Raw genomic sequence first — 17,165 nt, forward strand, 5'->3', positions numbered from 1 at the left:
TACTTTAAGTGATGTATCCGTTATAATCTAACTATCACATATGTGGAGGGAATTATGAAGATATTTAAGACCACACTAATTGTTATTATAGGCATAGTCCTTATGTTAGATGCTTTTTTATTGCCGTTTCAATTTCTTGCTTTTGATGAAGGTTATTATTATAAACTTTTCAGCGAGCTAAAAGTACATGAACAAATTGGAATTGACGATGCTGCTTTAAATCGTATAACACAAGCTTTGGTTTCTTATATTGATAATGGCAGTGGAGACATCACATTAAAAGAATCAGTTAACGGAAATGAGGTTCAATTTTATAACGACAAAGAAATACAGCATTTACATGATATTCAGGTTCTTGTTAAGGCGGCTAGAAGCTTTTTAGTCTGGATGAATATCCTTATGCTACTCTGTATCATTTTGCTTTGGTGGAATGGTAGAGATAATGCCACTCATTTGATAAAAGATTTGTTTAGACCCTTTAAGTATGCATTCTTTATGACTATCGTAGCTTTATGTGGTTTAATTTCTCTTTACTTTATTGATTTTGATTGGGCTTTTAGAAAATTTCATGAAATCTTCTTTACAAATGATTTATGGCTATTAGACCCAAAGACAGACCGCCTTATTATGCTTATGCCACTTGAGTTCTTCATAACTTTTGTGTCAAAGTGGTTAACCAGTGTTAGTATCATCTTAGCCGTATATTTTACAGCTGGTTATTTTGCGCCTAGAAATTTATTGAATCGTTGAATTATTAATTCACACCGATTTACAGTCAATGAAATACTATAACTAAATAGCGAAAGGAGCAGTTCAAATCTAATTAGATATGAACTGCTCCTTTCTTTTACGTTTAAATCGCATTATACGATTTGTTTACTTTGTTTATTTTTTTTCTTACGGTACATATGTTGGTCAACATATGTGATAACATCTTGAAATGACAATTCATCCTTACCAGTATAGTAGTATTCTCCTGAAGAAATATGATATTGGATCATCGTCTCTTGAGATTCTATCTTAAAGACAAATACGAGTTCATCAACATTTTTTTTCATCTGCTTAATGGAATTTGAACCCGGTGAGCAAACACAAAATTCATCTCCTCCATACCTAAATAGCATTTCATCTTTTCCCATCATCGATTTAATAATTGCGGCAAAATCTACTAGCAAATTATCACCAATGATATGACCATATGCATCATTCACACTTTTAAAATCATCTAAATCAATAAAAGTTAAAGTAAAAGGCTTTTTCTTATTTATATTTCCAGAAATCACTTCTTCCATATAAGCTCTATTATATGCACCGGTTAGTTTATCTAAAATCAATCTATCATTGATTGCCTTTGAACTACTTCTAGATAATGTAGTCGTCTGTGTAAAAAGCACAAGTACCAGACCGAGTAGCAAGCCTTCTAATCCATATGCTACTGAAAACAAGTAAACGGTCGCAGTGATCAAAGTATAATAATGCACAAGATGAAGATATGATAAAGGCTTGAACTCTTTAAAAGCTGTTTTTGCACCTGAAAAATAAACTACTGCTGTCGTTGCTAAACTATTAGAAATTATTAAAATAAAATTCATTGTCCAAAGCAAAACTAAAGATTTCAAATTTGCATCAAAATGAAATAGAAGGCTTAGTTTTAAAGTAAAAAATGCCATTATAATTTGCAATGCTGTATTGAATACATATTTTAAATTTATGAGCTGTTCTTCATTTTTTTCTTTAAATTTTACAAGCAATCGATAGGCAAAATTATAAATTATTATTGCCAAATAAATACTAATAGCATTGTGAGACCACATGCCATATGTAACTAGTGGCATCGTCAATGTCGCTTTATACGAACCACCATAGCTAATATAGCCTACTTCAGAATAAATCAGTGCAGCTAATAAGACCAGAAAACTAGGACTTGTAAATTCAGTTGCCCCCATTGCACTACTATACACTAAAGCAGCTGCAAATAAAGACAATAGTATGATGTATGGCTTTAAAAACTTAGTCACAAATTCACCTCATTTTCAGATAACACGCTATTTTTAATTATACATCAATGAGTCAAAATAGCTACGTCGTTTCTAAAAAATAAGCCAAAAGTCCTATTTTTTTATTTAGTCATTTCCTGCTGTAAGCTCAAGTGGAAACGTATTGAAAACAGTCTGCTCCATTAAGTATGCATTTTCAAATCTTATAACCCATGATTTCAATAGTAACAATATGGAATCAAATCCAACAAAACCTTCTTTATAGTATTCTAATTGTTTAAGAAAAAATTGTTTTTCATCTTCATTTAGATCATTTTTAAAATAGCCGTAGACATGCAATAACATATTGATATTTTTTCCTGGATTAAGTGAAGATTTATAAATTGAACTCATTTCTTCTACATATGCTAAGTATACCTCTTCATCTTTTAAGTGATCATGATTTGCCACGATTTTACCTAGTTTTTTCAGTGCATTTTGATTATAGGCCATTAACAAGTACTTGTTTTGACTATGAAACTTAACCAAGCCGGCTAACAGAGATGGTTTTTTAGATACATTTCTCAATGTATAGTGTAAAAAAACACTGGTTAAAAAATGATTTCTAATGTCTATATTATTCAATCTACCTTCATCTTCAATTACAAGACTTTTAAACTGACTTTTTAAAGCACCTCCAAAAAAACCACTGGTTTTTGTTTGAAGCATAGGCGTCTTGCCAACAGATCCATAATGTTTGACATCTTTTATACCACAAGTTGGTGATTTGCACTTTAAGATAACGCCATCATAATTAGTAACATCAAGTTTTTCGATATAATTATCAACAAATTCATTCATTTTCTCAGTGTAATCTATACCAGCGTAAGAACTCATCAATTGCTTTTCACCTTTAGTGGTAACGATTCTTATGGTCTCTCTTGGAGAGGGTAAACCAATTGCCATCTCAGGACAAACCATCTCGAAATCCACATAAGGTTTTAATGCATCTATCAATTTGTTGTTAATTACACTGCCATCGTATCTACAATTACAAAATGTAAGGCATGCACTACATAAAATTTTCGCTTTCATAACGCCTCCTGCTCACAACTAAAAAAAAGGCGTCATAACTTGTACGCTCTTAGATACAAGATCTAGAAACGTATACGATTGTTACGACTGCCTCTAAAGTGTCCATTTTATTTTACTTTACAAATTCCCTTACTTTAAAACCTTTTTCTTCAAGTTTTTTTACAATCCTATCAATATCTTTTCCTTCTAGCCTAATAGAAATTTCTTGAATTCCCATAACTTCAGTGTCAAGTAGCGCAATATTGGTGATGTTGCCATCATTTTTAGAGATTGTTTCTGCGATTTTAGTTAAAACACCCTTGAAATCGTCAGTGAGTATAGAGATTTTAGGGTCGTGTAATCCATAAATTTTAGTCAAAATGCCAAACAATGAGTTTTGAGTAACAATGCCCAAGAACTCATTCTGATCACCTACAACGGGGATAAATCTTCTCTTGTTTTTGAAAAATATATCTGCTGCTTCTTCGATGAGTAAATCTGGTGTCACTGCATCAACTTTATTAAATAAAAATTCGCCCACTGGTTTTTCTAAAAATGTTTGGATATCATTGTTTCCTGATTTGAAAAAGGTGTCATAGATAAATTGTTTCGACAAAAATCCAACGAATATTTTGTTCTCCACAACTGGTAATGACAGAAATCCATTATCTTCAATAAGTTGAATCGCATCTTTGGCAGAATCAGTTGGTTGAAGAACTTTTAATTCTTTAGCAGGTGTCATGATTGCTCTTACTCTCATGTTGTTTCCCCTTTCAAAATATGATATTTTACTAACTTAGCATTACTCATTAATATATATGCCCAAATTATTTATACCATAACAATTATATCATTCTTTCTATAAAAAATAAATGAAAACAGCATTTGTTAGCACTCTTTTGCGTTGAGTGCTAATTTATCCTTGACTTTTTGTCACCCCAGAATTATCATATTTTTGTAAGTACAATTAATCAAGTTCATAATAATTAATACTATAAAGGAGTGAGCATATGTCAATTGAAAAAGGTAACTTATCTATCCATAGCGAAAATATTTTCCCTATCATAAAAAAATGGTTGTATTCTGATCATGATATTTTTGCTAGAGAACTCATCTCAAATGCAAGCGATGCAATCACAAAGTTAAAGCAACTTAGCATGATGAATGAAGCGACTATTGATGAAAACACAAAATTCCAAATTGATGTCGTTTTGGATGAGCAAGCTAAAACCATTACATTTAGCGATAACGGTATCGGTATGACGGATGAAGAAATCAAAAAATACATCAACCAAATCGCTTTTTCAGGAGCAGAGGATTTTCTTGCTCAATATAAAGATAAATCCGATAAAGAACAAATTATTGGACATTTTGGTTTAGGTTTCTATTCTTCATTTATGGTGGCTGAAACCGTTGAAATCCATACTCTATCTCATCAAAAAAATGCTGAACCTGCTATATGGAGATGTGATGGTGGTACGGAGTTTGAACTTGAAAAAGGACATAGACAGACAAGAGGAACTGAAATCACACTCCATATCAGTGATGATGGAAAAGAATTTCTTAACGAATATACACTTAGAAGTACCATTCAAAAATATTGTTCATTTATGCCTTATGAAATCTATTTAACTGTCGTAGGTAAAGAACCGTCTAAAGACGACGAAGGCAACGTTATCATCGAAGAACCTAAACCACTTAATACTACGACACCTTTGTATGTAAAATCTCCATCAGAGTGTACTGACGAAGAATACAAAGAATTCTATAAAAGCACATTTAAGGATTATAAAGAACCTTTATTTTGGATTCATCTCAATATGGATTATCCATTTAATTTAAAGGGGATCTTATACTTCCCAAAATTAAATACAGAGTTTGATACTATTGAAGGTCAAATTAAACTATACAATTCACAGGTTTTCATTGCAGATAATATCAAAGAAGTGATACCAGAGTTTTTACTTTTACTTAAAGGTGTCATTGATTGTCCAGATCTTCCCTTGAATGTTTCAAGAAGTTTTCTTCAAAATGATGGCTTTGTAAGAAAAATTTCTAATTACATTAGTAAAAAAGTTGCTGACAAAATTACTGGTCTATTTAAAACTGAACGTGAAACTTTCCAAAACTTCTGGGATGATATCAGTCCTTTCATTAAATTTGGTGGGTTAAAAGATGAAAAATTCTTTGAAACTGTAGAAAACATTTACCTTTACAAGAATCTAGACGATCAATATGTTACACTTGACGAATATCTCGCTGCTGCAGCCGATAAGCATGAAAACAAGGTATTTTATGTGTCTGACGTACTTCAACAAGCACAGTATATCAAACTTTTTAAAGATCATGACCTCGATGCAGTTATACTCTCGCATGGTATTGATTCTGCATTTATGTCTATGATTGAGTCAAAAAAAGAAGGTGTTTCTTTTGTCCGTATAGATGCTGATATTAATGAACACCTAGTAGAAGCAGAAACAATGAATGAAGAAGAGAAAAAAGAAGCGACTGAGAAATTACAAGAGATGTTTGTCAAAGCACTTGGACAAGAAAACTTAAAAATGAAGCTTGAGCCAATGAAGTCTGAATCTTTGTCCGCTATGATCGTACTTTCTGAAGAATCAAGAAGAATGCAAGATATGATGCGTATGTATGGCATGAATGGACTTGATCCAAATATGTTTAAGACAGAAACGACATTGATTCTTAACACAAAGCATTCTTTAGTTAAGCATCTCATTGAAAATGATAAAATTGAAGCATCAACAAAATCATTAATTTGCGAACAGTTATATGATCTTGCAATGATCAGCCATGCACCACTGTCTAGTGAAGCGATGACAAAATTCATCAACAGAAGCAACACTTTGCTCCTAAAACTTATCTAAAAAAATAGTCTTAAAAAGTGGATACTCTAAAAAGAGTATCCACTTTTTTTATGTAATCTCTTGCACAAATAATCAGTTTCATTTATGATAAAAACTAGTTTAATGTAAAACCATCAAAAAAGAAGAGGTTTTAAAATGAAAATTATTAATCAACTCGGTATTATAATGGGATTTTGGATTACAGGAGATTTGCTAAGTCGATTGATTTCATCTTTTGTTCAGATTCCAAGTGCAATTATGGGGATGGTCTTGTTTGCCATCGCTCTTACAACAGGTGTTATAAAAGAACAACAAGTTAAAGAAATCAGCGATTTACTTCTCAATAACATTTCATTCTTTTTTGTTCCTGCAAGTGTTGGTATCCTTGCAATTTCAGGAATGACTGCAAACATCATGTTTAAAGTCATCGCCATCGCTATCGTTTCCACTATCGTTACAATGTTTGTGACCATGTGGGTTACTCACGCACTCATTAAAAGAAAGAAAAAGAGGGTCTAAATATGTTGCTCAATATAACAGAAACACCGGCATTTGGGATACTCATCAGTATCTTAGGTTATGCACTGGGGGGCTTTGTAAAAAACAAAACAAAAAGTGTCCTTGCCAATCCAATTCTTATAGCAGTTATATTTATCGTCGCCTTTCTAATTATTTTTGATATCCCTTATGAACACTATAAAATCGGAGGCGATGGGATCCACTATTTTCTTGGCCCATTAACAGTTGCCTTAGGTATGATGCTTTATAGACAAAGACATATCATAAGAACTAACTTTATCAGCCTATTAGTGGGGATTACCAGCGGTGTTCTCACATCATTTTTTACAATAATATTTTTAAGTAAATGGCTTGGACTAGATGAAATGATGATGCGTTCGTTAGTGCCAAAATCCATTACGACACCTATGGCATTATCACTTGTAGAAATCAATGGCGGAAATCCAGTGATTACAGTAGTTATGGTAATCATCACTGGAATTGTTGGCGCACTCGTCGCACCGCTATTTGTTAAATGGTTTCCTAGTTTTGACAAAATCGCTGTTGGTGTAGGCATTGGTACCTCTTCGCATGGCGTTGGTACATCTAAAGCAATTGAACTTGGTGAAACAGAAGGGGCACTAAGCAGTACTGCTATCGGACTTGCTGGTCTTCTAACAATCATACTTGTGCCCCCGTTATTTGCTTTGTTTTTTTGATTTGCAACTACTCTGACATGCGATTTACTAACCAATCCACATCATGTGGCGTTCTCTCATATGAAACCAGTGGTTTAGTGATATGAGGACATTGATCCATAAAAGTAGGTTTATCACTGGTATAAAGAATTCCAATTGGTATACCTTCATCACCAAATGTTTGTGCGAGTTCAAACGCTTTTGTTTTATCTCTTGGATCGTGAGACTCTGGAATGTTGAATACCCTATCTTTGTACCATTTAAAAGTATTTACATGATTAAATGAAACACATGGCTGCATTACATCTATAAGGGCATAACCCTTATGTTGCATTGCAGCTTTTATCATTTCTTGAAGATGTTTAGGATTACCTGAGAAACTTCTTGCGACAAAACTACATCCGAGAGAGATTGCAAGTGCAACAGGATTAAGTGGTTCATGTCTCATACCATCAAATTGTAGCCTTGTCTTCTGACCAAGAGCAGTAGTTGGTGATCCCTGTCCTTTTGTTAAGCCATAAACTTGATTGTCATGGACTATGTGTACTAAATCTAAATTTCTTCTGATATTGTGCATAAAATGGTTACCACCTTCACCGTAAGTGTCACCATCTCCAGAAGTAATAATCATTTTAAAGCTATTATTTGCAGCTTGCGCTCCCATAGCTGCAGGCACTGCTCTACCATGCAAAGTATTTAAGCCATGCGCATTAATATAATGCGGCAATTTGGCAGCTTGTCCAATACCAGAGACCATCAATACTTGTTGTGGAGTTAACCCCCCATCATGTAAAACTTGATTGATGCTATCTAAGATACTAAAGTTACCACACCCTGGACACCAGCTTGTTGGATTGTTTGTTACAAATGGATTTTCATTTTTTACGACATTTAAATTAACGTTGACCATTTTTGATCACCTCATATTCTAATTCTATAAATTTTGCAGTAAATGGGCGCCCATCATACTTGTTAATAGATTGGTTAAACATAACACCAGTTTCCATTCTCAGTAGCATCCCAAATTGATTCATTGCATTTCCCTCAACATTGATGATCATAGTATCTGATTTAATATAAGGCGTTAAAACATCTTTCTTAATTGGAAATACATCTGAAAATGCCAAAAGTGCAACTTTTTCGCCTTTGAGAATCAGCGCATCAACAGCTTCACTCAGTGCACCATAAGTTGACCCCCAAGTAATAAATAATGTTTTATAATCCTCTACGCCCTTAAAAAGAGGGGCTTTACTTTCTGCTTTGATTGCCTCTGTTCTTTTTAGAAATTTTTGTTTGAGTGCAATCGTTGCAGTTTCTTCCTCAGTAACATGTCCATAAGGATCATGAACATGAGAATCTGTCATAACAAGTGTCTCAGCATCTATACCAGGATATTTTCGATTTCCAAATACGTTATCAAAATCATATCGCTTATAATCTGCTTCTATCTCGGTCTTAAGATAACGGTCAATCGTTAAATCCTTAGTTTCGAAACTTGGAATACTTTGTGTTGAATCCGCTAAAAGTTGATCTGTTAATATAATTACAGGTACTTGATATTTATCTGCAAGATTAAATGCCCTATGTGTAACATAGAAAGCATCTTCTACCGTTAATGGTGCTAATACAATTCTCGAAAACTCTCCTTGTGAAGCCGTTACAACAAAAGCTAAATCTGCTTGTTCAGTTCTAGTTGGCAAACCAGTTGCAGGACCTGGTCTTTGAACATTGCAGATAACGATAGGGGTTTCACTTACTGCAGCAAAACCTATAGTCTCAACCATAAGTGCAAAGCCACCACCAGAAGTACCTGTCATGGCTCTAACGCCATTTGAAGAAGCACCAACTGCTGCCATAATTCCCGCTATTTCGTCTTCTGTTTGTTCAACAATAATGTTCATCTCTTTTTCATAGGTTGATAAAAAAGTCATAATTCCAGTTGACGGTGCCATTGGATAAGCAGAATAAAAACTTAAACCAGCACTTAAAGCACCTAAAGCTACCGCTTGATTACCACCGACGAGCATGCGCTTTTGGTGATTTACTTTTGGCACTAACTCCGATTTGATTTGCTCATATCCCCAAGCTACCGCCTTTTGATTTTCGCGATTAACTTCATCTTTCCATTTTTTATTGCTCACATCTTCAAACAAATCTGCTTCAACACCAAAATGTTTTAATACAACCCCAACTGCTGCCATAGAAAAAGCATTTTTCCCCTTAATTTCTTCTGGAAACTTCTCTTTTGTAAAACTAAGGACATTTTCTATTTTAGCTTGATCTGAAATTTCTTCTTCAGTGATTAACAAACCACCTTTAGCAAGTTGTACCTGCGCACTGTTATGTGCTTCTTGATTTAATGCGATAAAAATATCCGCTTCCTCTACAGTTGCGAATACACGCTCATCGCTCACGACAATGGTAGAATAATTGTATCCACCTCTGACGCGAGACATGTAATTTTTATAAGAAAATATTTCATACCCTGATTTTTTGAGTATTTTTTCGATAAATAGCTCAACAGTATTGATGCCTTCACCTGCTGCGCCAGCGACAATAATTGTTTTTTTCATAGTTTCACCTTCTGGGTGGCTTTTATGCACTTCCCATCCTTTAATAATATTGATATTGCATATATACCATAAAAACATAAAAAAACACATGCTTTACGAAATGTTCATATTTAATATGTAATCCAACTCATAAATACCTTGAAATTCCTGTAAATAAAAAACTGGTTTTTAAAAAACTCAGGTAGAATTTTATTAAAAACCAGCTATAAGAGATATTAAGTTACCTATAAATAAATCGCAGTTGAGCTAACAAAAGCCTCTTAATCATTCGAACTTCCCTATTTTCCTCAAAAATCGTTATAAAAAGCAACGTAAAAACTTCCCACAGAAATACCCAGCCTCCTATAAAAATACCTTCTTTTACTATCTTTAAAAATATATTTTCCATACTTGGGCTATAAAAATAGCCAAAAAACAAAAATATGATTGCTAAAACTAAGTAGTTAATTACTTTACGGTGTAACCCTTGTTTGATTTTCAATTCACGTCTAAACTTAAATTGGTAAAAGTTTTCATATGCTTCAATTAGCATTTTTTCTTTTTTTTCGCTGTATTCTCCTTGAGGTAAAAAAAGATCAATAAACAAACCATATTTCAAAGGTATATCAGAAGATGAATCTCTTATAAAGTCATCAAACTCATCTTCAATATCTCTTTTTTTAAATGGAGAAGCATCCCATTCATCATAAACATCTTCATATGCATCTAAAGACACATTGATAACATATGATTTGTCTGCTTCTTCGTACTTATAAATATCTTGATAGTACTTTCTTAGACGCTTCATTAAAACCTCTCAACTGTTTACTTTATAAAGCAAAATTACCATCTTTAAAAATTTGAATTTTTTCACCTGTCTGTGTGATTCCAACTATTGATAAATCTTGGGTGCCTACCATAAAGTCTTCATGTGTCATAGAATTGTTAATGCCGTGCGCAGATAAACTATCAGCATCCATATTCTCGCCACCCTTTAAACATACAGGATAGGCTTTACCTAAAGCCAAGTGACACGATGCATTTTCATCAAATAGTGTATTATAAAATAGTATCCCCATATTAGAAATCGGGCTATCATATTGAACAAGTGCTACTTCACCGAGATAACTTGAACCCTCATCCGTTTCTAGTAGTCTCTTCAACTGTTCGTATCCTACTTTTGCGCTAAAATCAACTACTTTTCCATCTTTAAATGTTAATTCAAAGCCATCAATTAGGCTACCATTAAAATTAAGAGGCATTGAACTAACAACTCTTCCGTTAACACCATCTCGTTTTGGCGCAGTAAAGACTTCTTCTGTAGGCATGTTGGCGATAAACTCATGTCCATCGGGTGTTAAGTCAGATCCTCCAAGCCATAAATGGCCCTCTGGAAGTTCTATATGCAAATCAGTTCCTAAATCGTTTGTATAGTGGAGAGATTTAAAATTCATTTGATTTAAATAATTCATTTGCTTTTTAAGCGCTAATTTATGTTCGTTCCAAGCTGCTACAGGGTCTTCTTCATTGACCCTAACTGAAGCGTAAATTGCATCCCAAAGTTTGTCTACTGCTTCAGACTCGCTCAAATCAGGAAATACTTTTTTTGCCCACGCAGGCGTTGGCACTGATGCAACACACCATACGTTTTCATTGTTCATTAATCTATCTCTATATTCTGACACTTCGGCATTAAAAGCACGCGAAAATTTTTGAATTCTAACTGGATCTACATCTTTAAAATTTTCCGGATCAGATGCTGATATGCTTAAAAAAGCAGCGTCTTGTCTTACATAAGATAAGTAAAATTCTTTTTGCCAAGATGGAAACTCATCAAATAATTCTTCTGATGCTTTTAAATATCTTATTCTAGAATAAATTTCATCACTCCAGCTGATCACTACATCTTTTGCACCCGCTTCAAAACCAATTTCAGCTATTTCGCGTGCAAACTCAGCACATTCAATTGGTGAACGTACTACTAAAATTTGATCTTTCTTTAGATTAATGCCTGTTTTTACTAATAACTCTGCGTATTTTTTCAATTTTAAGTCTTGCATAGTACCACCTCATAAAAAAAGAATTAGGACAACTTCATCCTAATTCATCGTATCACACAATATCCATTTTTTACAAATTAAAAGTTTGTTAAAGTTGAATCTCCAAGATATCGTTAATCCCATTTAAGTGAGCTTCTAAAGCTTTTAGTTTATCTTCATCTAACTTTTCGAACTGTTCTTCCAAGAATCCTACTGCATAAACCTTGTGTTTTTCAACTTGTTTTTTTCCACTTGCTGTCAATGAAATATGCACCACTCTTCTATCTTTTTTTGATGGTTGTCTCTTTAAGTACCCAAGCTTAATTAACTTATCCACCAATGGTGTCAAATTTGAGTTAATAACGTGTATTTCTTTACTGATCTCTGACATCGTTAATTGCTTGTTTTTTGATAATAGTAGAAGAATTTGAACATGTGATGGGTACAAATCATCTAGTTTATATAGCTCATTCTCCCTGAGTAGTTTTTTGTTAAGCAACGGTATCAAAATTAAAAAATCACTCAATATACGCTCCACGATTTCCTCTCTCAATTTTTTCACTCCTTCCACTTATTTAATAATTAGCTCTCCTATGCACACTATTTATTCTGTCGGTTTTTATATATATACCAAGATATCCGTTATTCAATAATAATAATCACTTTTTTTTAAAAAAACACAAAAAAACTTGTATTTTCAGCAAAAATGGCTAAAAAACACAAGTTATTGGTAATGAATACAAAACTGAACTGGTATGCCGTTGATAAACACTGTCATTTGGCTTCTTAAAGTTACTGTTTTTCCAGGGGGAATTAACTCATACTTTTGACTGTAAACTTCCCAGGTATGACCTGTTTCATTGACGATTCCCCAAACAGCTTGCCGCTTAGGATGCTGAACAATCTTACCAATAATTGGATCATATTGGCTTACAATTGGCATAATCTGATGCAGTCTAATCTCAGAGTTGTAAAAAATTTCAAATTTTTCATTTGCACCACTAAGAGAAACTACTGGCATTAAGGCATCATTTTTATCGATTAGAAATTTGCTCTGTTTTAGATCATATCTTATTTTTTTTTGAAGCTCAATGAGCGTACGCTTTAAATCGGCTCTATTGTTACATTCTATCTGGACACCTGTTACGAGTGATAGTATTTTTTTGATTCTGACAAAACCTATTTTTTCCATATCACTATTGGGTATAAACTGAAATTTATTTTCTTTCTGATCATACAAAAAAGTTTTTAGTGTTGCACCTGCAGGTAGAACATCCTGTTGTTCATCAAAAAAATCAACCAATTTCAAACCCACTTCTATTCTTTTGTGAAGCTCATTGGTCACCAAGTTAGAAAGGGGGATCCAATCTTCTGGACTCGCATCAATCCAAATGTTTTGCTGTTCAGGATCAATTTCCAAAAGTTGATTTTCAACACTTTTCCAAATAACAACAGTGGTATCATCCTTTGAAAAATATGCTGCTTTTTGCAGGTGCGACACAAGATTGTTCGCTAGATCTTGCTCTTTTGCCAGATTAAGATAAAAGTCTGCATCATCATAATAGCCATGTGGATATGCATTTTCAACACCATCAGAAGCTAAAATAATCATATTCAAACTTTTTTCTATGGGTAACACTTTAACTTTCATCTCTAGCCAAGCATTTTCTTGAACCAATGATGCAGTTACATTACCTTCATATCTTAAGTCTCTTTGCATTGGAAAATAAACAACGCCATCTTCATAAACCATTGCTATTTTTCCGTCTCCTATTTGTAAAAAAATAAGATAATCATTTGTTCTTATAGCAACAAGCAAGGTACATCCATACTGGATTGGTGTTTCAAACTTTGGATCTTGCATGATTTTGTTTAACCATCTTGTCTGAATCTCAATTGATAAGCGCTCCTCAAAATCATATTTTAGTTCAGATAATGTGATGTCCCCGTGACAAAACTCGAAATACCCTCCAATTGCATCAAGAGCAACTTCTACTGCATACTTTGCGCCTTCATCGCTATACATATGCTGTGGCGCCCCGTGTCCATCACTAAGCGCCATCATTTGGATACCACTATCAATATCTTTATATATAAACGCATCTTGATTTACTTTATTCATTTTTATGTGTTTGGTGCCAGTTACACTGGCACCATAATTCATAAAACGCATCATCATCACCAATCAATCTCTTCAACTTCAACTTGACTCTCTACAGTAGGTGGTGGAGGTAACATTCCTTTTGTGGGGTTAATGGAAGCATTTGATGCAGCTGTTGAGGCCCAGCGAATATAATTTTTTAGTTCAGCTGCATTTTTTGCTTTTAAAGGTTTTAACTCTCCTCTAAAACTATCGCCTATAAAATCTTGGAGTACGTCCATATCTGTCTCTGATCCTATTGCAATCGAGATTCTAATAGCTTTGCTTCCCCACTTAGTTGCTTTAAGCTTTTTCAGCCCAGCTTCATAGTCATCTGTTGGCATACCATCCGACAATAAGATCATCACTGGCTGATAACCCCTTTCTCCTTGAAAATCACTTGAAAGCTTCTCAGCAAGTAATTCAAACCCACGGCCCATATCAGTCACGCCTTTAGTCGTGATATTGTCCCAAGTAAAATCTCTCACATCTACGTTCTTAGTCACCCATCTTGCTCCTGTAGAGAAAGAGAGAGCATGCACTTTGATTGCACCTTCTGCCTCTCTGGCAATTTCTCTTATATGTGGAATCGCTTCTCTGATGGCATTATTTAAAGTTTCCACCTTACCGCCATAACTCATTGAATCTGAAGCGTCTATTAAAAAGAACAAGTGTAAATCTCTATTTCCCATTTTTCCATCTCTTTCAACCATTTTTATTGCCTCCTTATTTTTTAATTGCGAGTTTTGTACCCGTTTTAAGTTGTCCTATTTGATTTCCGAAATATATTTCAAGCCCATCTTTAATAGGGATTATACCCTCTTTAAAAACTTCTTTGATAGATTCGTCGTTTAATTCATATCGCCAAACATCATCTGATAAATTTCTTATTCCCCACACTTCTGGATGTCTCGGATGAACCTCAACTTTAAGATATGGTTTCTCATAATCCATCGGGTCTAGATTGCTAATCTGGCTATTGTATAAGACTGTGTCATGGTTAAGCATCACAATTTTATCTCCAATTTTCATACGAGGTGGTAGGGTGTCAACTACGCTACCACACTTTGGACAGTGGTCTGCATAACTTAATCTTGTCTTATCATAAAAAAGTTGTTCCCCGCAGTTATAACAATACATCAACGAAGCGCGTAGTGTCGCTAACTCTTTTACCCATATGCTTTCTACGATCCGTTGATTGGGATCGTGTAATCCACTGGTAAAAGCTTCAATAAAACGTTCTTTAATAAAATTTGGATAATATGGCCAGTAAGCCTGGGCCATATCTTTTTTTCCTTTTACTGGCCTGTTGGTTTCATCAATTGGATCATATATAAATATAGGATTATGTCCATATAAATCTACAAGTGCATCATAGTCTACAATCTCAATGTCGTATTCTTTCTGACCTTGAAGCGGGTGTTGCAAGTGTAACATCCTAAAAAGTACAACTGATAATGAAAACAAATCTGTTTGTGAACTAGGAGGTTTTTCACCTCTTACAACTTCAGGTGCCATAAAACCATGTGTTCCCCATATATCTTCAGAACTTGTCAAGTTGTCAAAAGTGACATTGTCGTTGTCACAAATCTTAACTTCGCCATTTTCAAAATCAACGAAGAGATTACCAAAAGAAATATCGCGATAACACAGTCCAGATAAATGTAGCTCATAAAAACCATGTGCCATTCTGATGCAAGCATCTATAATTGGCTCAAATCTTTTCGACTTTATCTCACCACTAAAGTAATGAGATAGCTTAGTATACCGCTTCGTATCAATAACAGGCATGATATAGCCAAAATTATCTTTTGATTCACCCTCTACAATTGCTAAAGGCCAAACAAATTTATCACTTGGTGCACCTTTTTCAACTAACATCTCAATGGCATGGTACTGCTCAGTAGTTGAAGATTGCTTGTTATACCATTTTAATGCAAATTGCTCGCCGTTGTCGGTTACAAGATAGACATTTCCTTGTCCACCTCCTCCTAATTCTTTTAAGACTCTTAGTTTTCTTTCGCCATTTGAGACATAGTCGCCACTTATAAGTACATCAGACATTCTTACCTCCTCTGTTTTCTGTTTTGATTCACTTTGCTTTTTAGCATTTGTTTTTTTACTTTTATAATAGCTATTAGATTGATCGATAATTTTCATCTTTACACCTTCGTTAATACGATATATTGACTGACAAACCATATTCCCGTCACTAAGTAATATGGAATGATTGCTCTACTTGCTGTATATTCCCTCGCACCTTTAGGTAGCCTCATACTATAGAAACCTAAAATTGCATAAGATATAAACACGATTACACCAAGAATCAATTGAAGATACAAATAGAGCTCGGGGACTCTTGGTTGTACAGTGATTAAAACGACTTGAATCAGCAACATAATCAAAGGATAAAAACCAAGAATATTTAATTTAAAAAATCGCTTAGCAATAAATGGAACTATGCTCACTACCGCTATAATAGAAAATATTGTAATCGTATTAGAATTGTTGTAAATTGGCCAAGTAAAATATTGATTCAAAATTGCCATGATTTCTTTTACGTTACCAAATTTAGACTGCACGATATAATACCCTACAGGTATTGCTAAAAGCAGCATTAAATACAATCCTAAATTCATTTTATTTCTTACAAACTTTCTTTTTCTAAGCTGTTTTGTTGGTTGTGGAGTTTTATTATTTATATTATGACTTTGTGACTTTTCCAGAGTTAAATCACTAGTAACTACTGATCTTGGCATTTCATTTGCAAGGTGCTTTTTAGAAAAATTTCCTTGTGCATTTTGTACTGAACTTACGATCTTTAATCCAGAATTATTTAATTTTGTCGCTTTGAATGCCATCGCTCTAATCAATAACTCAAAAGTTTCGAGTGTTTCGTCATATATAAAGCCATACTCTTTAGTAAAGCCTAGAGCAAGTTTTTCGATCTTAGCTTGATTATTGGCTTCTATACTTAATTTTTGAAGCCTCTCAATATAGCCGCCTTTTCCAAGTAACTCTAATCTAATTTTAAGTCCGTTATTATACGGTATGAAATCATTTAGTAAACCGACGAATTTTTTAGTTTTTAATTCTATTGCATCGCATTCATTTAGTACCTGTTTCAGTTTCTGGACAATTTCATCATCTGTCATCTGTTTAGGTTTTAAACTTAGCACTTGATCACCTCGCTTTATCTTTCTATCTCTACTATATGCAATAACTGACTTTGCTTCCACATGGTTTAGTTTAGTATTCACTTAATATTTTCTTACAGTTTTTTAATCAAATCCTTACTTTACAATTGAATTTGATAGAATT

Annotated in this window: 16 protein-coding genes; 4 read left to right on the forward strand and 12 right to left on the reverse strand. The window is 33.9% G+C overall.

The window, feature by feature from the left end; genetic code table 11:
• Nucleotides 1-54: 54 nt before the first annotated feature.
• On the forward strand, nucleotides 55-750 hold the full coding sequence (locus QE109_RS06100; protein ID WP_281093529.1) for a TIGR01906 family membrane protein: 696 nt from the start codon (nucleotides 55-57) through the stop codon (nucleotides 748-750).
• Between the two features lie 113 nt (nucleotides 751-863).
• Here QE109_RS06100 and QE109_RS06105 read toward each other — a convergent pair whose 3' ends face one another.
• The 3 genes from QE109_RS06105 to QE109_RS06115 all read right to left on the reverse strand — a co-directional run bounded on the left by QE109_RS06105 (nucleotide 864) and on the right by QE109_RS06115 (nucleotide 3,810).
• A complete protein-coding gene (locus QE109_RS06105; RefSeq protein ID WP_281093530.1) occupies nucleotides 864-2,018 on the reverse strand; it encodes a GGDEF domain-containing protein in 1,155 nt (384 codons plus the stop codon).
• Nucleotides 2,019-2,123: 105 nt separating this feature from the next.
• Nucleotides 2,124-3,071 carry a YbgA family protein gene (locus tag QE109_RS06110; protein ID WP_281093531.1) on the reverse strand — a complete coding sequence of 316 codons (948 nt, stop codon included), beginning with the start codon at nucleotides 3,069-3,071 and terminating at the stop codon, nucleotides 2,124-2,126.
• A 112-nt stretch (nucleotides 3,072-3,183) separates the two neighbouring features.
• Nucleotides 3,184-3,810, reverse strand: a complete 627-nt coding sequence (locus QE109_RS06115) for a CBS domain-containing protein (RefSeq protein WP_281093532.1) — start codon at nucleotides 3,808-3,810, stop codon at nucleotides 3,184-3,186.
• A gap of 250 nt (nucleotides 3,811-4,060) precedes the next feature.
• Between QE109_RS06115 and htpG the strand changes: the two genes are divergently transcribed.
• The 3 genes from htpG to QE109_RS06130 all read left to right on the forward strand — a co-directional run bounded on the left by htpG (nucleotide 4,061) and on the right by QE109_RS06130 (nucleotide 7,134).
• A complete protein-coding gene (gene htpG, locus QE109_RS06120) occupies nucleotides 4,061-5,938 on the forward strand; it encodes a molecular chaperone HtpG (RefSeq protein ID WP_281093533.1) in 1,878 nt (625 codons plus the stop codon).
• 135 nt (nucleotides 5,939-6,073) lie between these two features.
• Nucleotides 6,074-6,436, forward strand: coding sequence for a CidA/LrgA family protein (locus tag QE109_RS06125; protein WP_281093534.1), 363 nt, complete (start codon nucleotides 6,074-6,076; stop codon nucleotides 6,434-6,436).
• A gap of 2 nt (nucleotides 6,437-6,438) precedes the next feature.
• Nucleotides 6,439-7,134, forward strand: a complete 696-nt coding sequence (locus tag QE109_RS06130; protein WP_281093535.1) for an LrgB family protein — start codon at nucleotides 6,439-6,441, stop codon at nucleotides 7,132-7,134.
• Between the two features lie 7 nt (nucleotides 7,135-7,141).
• On the opposite strand, the gene QE109_RS06135 is transcribed toward QE109_RS06130, so the two are convergent.
• The 9 genes from QE109_RS06135 to QE109_RS06175 all read right to left on the reverse strand — a co-directional run bounded on the left by QE109_RS06135 (nucleotide 7,142) and on the right by QE109_RS06175 (nucleotide 17,104).
• On the reverse strand, nucleotides 7,142-8,023 hold the full coding sequence (locus QE109_RS06135) for a thiamine pyrophosphate-dependent enzyme (protein WP_281093536.1): 882 nt from the start codon (nucleotides 8,021-8,023) through the stop codon (nucleotides 7,142-7,144).
• On the reverse strand, nucleotides 8,010-9,686 hold the full coding sequence (locus tag QE109_RS06140) for a 2-oxoacid:acceptor oxidoreductase subunit alpha (RefSeq protein WP_281093537.1): 1,677 nt from the start codon (nucleotides 9,684-9,686) through the stop codon (nucleotides 8,010-8,012). Before QE109_RS06140 ends, QE109_RS06135 begins: the two co-directional genes overlap by 14 nt.
• A gap of 220 nt (nucleotides 9,687-9,906) precedes the next feature.
• Entirely contained in the window at nucleotides 9,907-10,473 is a 567-nt protein-coding gene (locus tag QE109_RS06145) for a hypothetical protein (RefSeq protein WP_281093538.1), read from the reverse strand.
• 22 nt (nucleotides 10,474-10,495) lie between these two features.
• Nucleotides 10,496-11,725, reverse strand: coding sequence for an aminopeptidase (locus QE109_RS06150; RefSeq protein ID WP_281093539.1), 1,230 nt, complete (start codon nucleotides 11,723-11,725; stop codon nucleotides 10,496-10,498).
• Nucleotides 11,726-11,813: 88 nt separating this feature from the next.
• On the reverse strand, nucleotides 11,814-12,266 hold the full coding sequence (locus QE109_RS06155; RefSeq protein WP_281093540.1) for a MarR family winged helix-turn-helix transcriptional regulator: 453 nt from the start codon (nucleotides 12,264-12,266) through the stop codon (nucleotides 11,814-11,816).
• A gap of 162 nt (nucleotides 12,267-12,428) precedes the next feature.
• Nucleotides 12,429-13,877 carry a PP2C family serine/threonine-protein phosphatase gene (locus QE109_RS06160; protein ID WP_281093541.1) on the reverse strand — a complete coding sequence of 483 codons (1,449 nt, stop codon included), beginning with the start codon at nucleotides 13,875-13,877 and terminating at the stop codon, nucleotides 12,429-12,431.
• A gap of 5 nt (nucleotides 13,878-13,882) precedes the next feature.
• Nucleotides 13,883-14,557, reverse strand: a complete 675-nt coding sequence (locus QE109_RS06165) for a vWA domain-containing protein (RefSeq protein WP_281093542.1) — start codon at nucleotides 14,555-14,557, stop codon at nucleotides 13,883-13,885.
• Between the two features lie 13 nt (nucleotides 14,558-14,570).
• Nucleotides 14,571-16,004 carry a protein kinase domain-containing protein gene (locus tag QE109_RS06170; RefSeq protein ID WP_281093544.1) on the reverse strand — a complete coding sequence of 478 codons (1,434 nt, stop codon included), beginning with the start codon at nucleotides 16,002-16,004 and terminating at the stop codon, nucleotides 14,571-14,573.
• 2 nt (nucleotides 16,005-16,006) lie between these two features.
• Nucleotides 16,007-17,104: a hypothetical protein gene (locus QE109_RS06175; RefSeq protein ID WP_281093545.1), complete on the reverse strand. Its 1,098-nt coding sequence runs from the start codon at nucleotides 17,102-17,104 to the stop codon at nucleotides 16,007-16,009.
• Nucleotides 17,105-17,165 lie beyond the last annotated feature (61 nt).

This window comes from Fusibacter bizertensis, from assembly GCF_029914245.1.
GTDB lineage: Bacteria > Bacillota > Clostridia > Peptostreptococcales > Acidaminobacteraceae > Fusibacter_C > Fusibacter_C bizertensis.